Consider the following 2783-nt stretch of genomic DNA (forward strand, 5'->3'; position numbering starts at 1 on the left):
TTCGCCGGCGCCGGCGAACTGCCCCCGCTCAACGACCTGATCGACGAGGACTGTCACAGCCATGACCCGGTCAACCCGCAGGACACCATCGGGCTCGACGCGATCCGGCGCGAGTACCGGATGTGGCGGGACGCCTTCGACTTCGCCTTCACCCTGGAGGACCTGACCGCACAGGACGACCGGGTCTGCGCCCGCTGGACCTGGAACGCCACCCACAAAGGCGAGTTCCTGGGCATCGCGCCCACGGGCAGGCAGGTCGCCATGACCGGCATGACCCTCTTCCGGTTCGGCGACAACGGCAAGATCGCCGAGACGTGGTGGCAGCACGACCAGCTGGGCCTGCTGCAACAGCTCGGGGCATTGGACGAGTTGGAGCAGTAAGGCCGCACGTTCCGCAGCACCCGGGCGGCATCGAGGACCCGACCGCGCACGTACGGGTGACGTCTGCACACTGGCCGGCGCCCCACGCACGGGCTGTTTCCCGCCCCTCTGATCCCCTCGTCATTCCGCTGCCGCCACACATCACTCACCACACTGAGTCGTGGCCCGTGTCGGCGCGCTCAGCCGGCCAGCGGGACGTAGCAGCGGGACCAGCCGAGGGTCCGGTGACGTCGCTCTCGCAGGAGCAGCGTCCTCGGGGCGACTTCGGTGAGGACGGTGAGCCCTTGGATCGAGCGTGCGTGGAAGTCCGACGGGAGTTCGCCGCTCAGGCCAGCCGGCCGAGGCCGCTCGAGTGGGCCGTGCGGAACGGTTCCCGCGCCGTAGCGAGGTCGATGACCGGAAGGCCCGCGCGGCCTGGCACAGTCTCGGAGGGTACGGGCATGAGAGCAGCCTCCCGGAGCCCAATGACCCCGGTAGCGCGCTGCCGCACCCCGTGACCTGCGCTTTCCCGCGCACCTCGCGCGGGCCGGGCGTCACTCGGGACATCTCGCGCCCGGGTGTGATGCCGTCCAGCAAGCAAGAGCTTGGCGCTGGACCGCACGACCGGGCGGGAAGCCAACACCCGTACCGATCATCCGCGAGATCTTCCCCACCCCTTGCCTCACGGCCGCGATCATGAAATCTTGCGGCCTGGCCGACCCGCCGAGCGTGGCCGGGTCGGGATGAGCACTGATCTCCCTGCATGACCTGTAAGGGGGTCTTCGTTCCGCAGGAGGCCCTTGTGCACGCCATCGACGCAGCACCCGTCATGCCCCGCAACTGGGATCACTATCGGGCCGCGGTCGTCGACATCCGGATCCCGGACCGGACCGTCCACGTCGAGCCACGTCCCTCTGGGACGGCCGAGGGTTCCTTCCCGGAAGCGGCCGGCAGCGCCACCGTCCATGTGATCACCGCCTGGAACCCCCTGGGCCGTACCGCGTCGGTCGACGCCAACGCCCGCGCCCACCGCCTGTTGCTCGATGAGGTCCGCCGCCGCGGTCTCACCTGGTGGCCCGCGCAGGGCGGCGACGCGTCCGGCACGCACCGCGAAGAGAGCGTGGCCGTCGTCGGCCTGGGCGATACCGCTGCGCGTGATCTGGGCCGCCGGTTCGGTCAGGACGCGATCTTCGCCTGGAGTCCTGACGCCTGGCGTGTCCTGGCCTGCGACACCGCTGCCGCGGCGGTGAGCGGATGGGCGGCGGCCGAGAAGGGCCGCTCCGGCGGCTTGGGCAAGCGCTGAGACAGGCAGGGAGAAGCTCGATGGGCATGTATCCCATGCGTACGCCGGATCACTGTCCGGGCTGCGGCAGACCTCTCGCCGGTCCACCGGCCGAGCGGGTCAGAGCCGAGGGCTTCCCGGCCGTGGTGACCTACGCGACCGATCCCGTGTGCGGTGCGCGCTGGCACGTGTGGGACAGGACGTCGCCGCTTCGCCGTCTGGCCCGCCCTTATGTGGAGGGCGCGGGCTGACCTCACGATGCGCGGCTTCTCGGTCCTGGCCTGTCGGCTCGGAGGGGTGAGCCGACTGGGGGGACTGCACGTCGCTGGCCCCCCGGCTTCCGCCCCCGACTCCATGCGGACCGCCCCACCCACCGATCACTGTCCGTGATCCCAGAGCAGGAGTCCCGTACGTCAACCAAGCGCAAACTTGGGCAGGTTGACTCGTGTGAGTGAACGCTGACCAGCGAAAGCTTTCTTCACTCAACGCGTTCATGCGTGCACTCTCCGTACGGTACGGTCACCCCGACAGCGCACAAACAACTCGGCCCCCGCAACGGCGGCAACCGTTCGCGAGGGCCTGAACCACCAGTGGAAAAGGCCTCCACTGTGATTTACCGGCACCATATCGCGCCTCCGCGCGCCTACACCCAGTTCTCGCACGACATCATCCGGCACCCCCGCCTGTCCTCGGACGCGGTCTGCCTCCTGACCTGGCAACTCTCCCTCCCTCCCGGCGCCCGGGAATCTCTCTCCCGAACCGCCGAACGAGCCAACATCGGCGCCTGCGCCTTCACCCGCGCCAAGCGCCAGCTCAAGGAGGAGGGGTTCGTGCACGAGCGGCGCGTCCAGGGCTCCGGCGGTCACTGGGTCACTCAACAGCTCGTCTCCAACGTGCCGTTGACCCCCGCCGAAGCCGCCAAGATCCTTGGCCAGGTCCCCGTATCGCCGCAGCTCGCACCGAGTCCCCGGATTCCGGCCGTCGGTGAGCCGACCAGTCCGCCCACCGGCGGTCATCCAAAGAGAGACTCCGGGGAAAACACCTCCCACCATCCCGCCGAGCCCCCACTCGTCACGGAGACGGAGACGGAGACGGGGACAACCACGGACACCCTGAAAGCCGCCCTCGCCCTCGTCGCCGC

General features: G+C 69.5%; 2 protein-coding genes, 1 pseudogene and 1 riboswitch. All 3 genes and pseudogenes read left to right on the forward strand.

The window, feature by feature from the left end; all coding sequences use genetic code 11:
* Positions 1-381, forward strand: a 381-nt coding sequence (locus BZY54_RS44150) for an ester cyclase (RefSeq protein WP_143668278.1), incomplete at its 5' end; no start/stop codon positions are given.
* Between the two features lie 495 nt (positions 382-876).
* Positions 877-986: riboswitch (SAM riboswitch) on the reverse strand.
* Between the two features lie 137 nt (positions 987-1123).
* Positions 1124-1663, forward strand: coding sequence for a DUF3293 domain-containing protein (locus BZY54_RS44155; RefSeq protein WP_086730993.1), 540 nt, complete (start codon positions 1124-1126; stop codon positions 1661-1663).
* A 587-nt stretch (positions 1664-2250) separates the two neighbouring features.
* A pseudogene (locus tag BZY54_RS44160) lies at positions 2251-2783 on the forward strand (hypothetical protein); the annotation flags it as partial.

Source organism: Streptomyces carpinensis, assembly GCF_002154505.1.
GTDB classification, from domain to species: domain Bacteria; phylum Actinomycetota; class Actinomycetes; order Streptomycetales; family Streptomycetaceae; genus Streptomyces; species Streptomyces carpinensis.

Excerpts from the sequence above, each read along its gene's own strand:
- BZY54_RS44155 (WP_086730993.1), top strand. The coding sequence starts at position 1,124 with ATGACCTGTAAGGGGGTCTTCGTTCCGCAGGAGGCCCTTGTGCACGCC.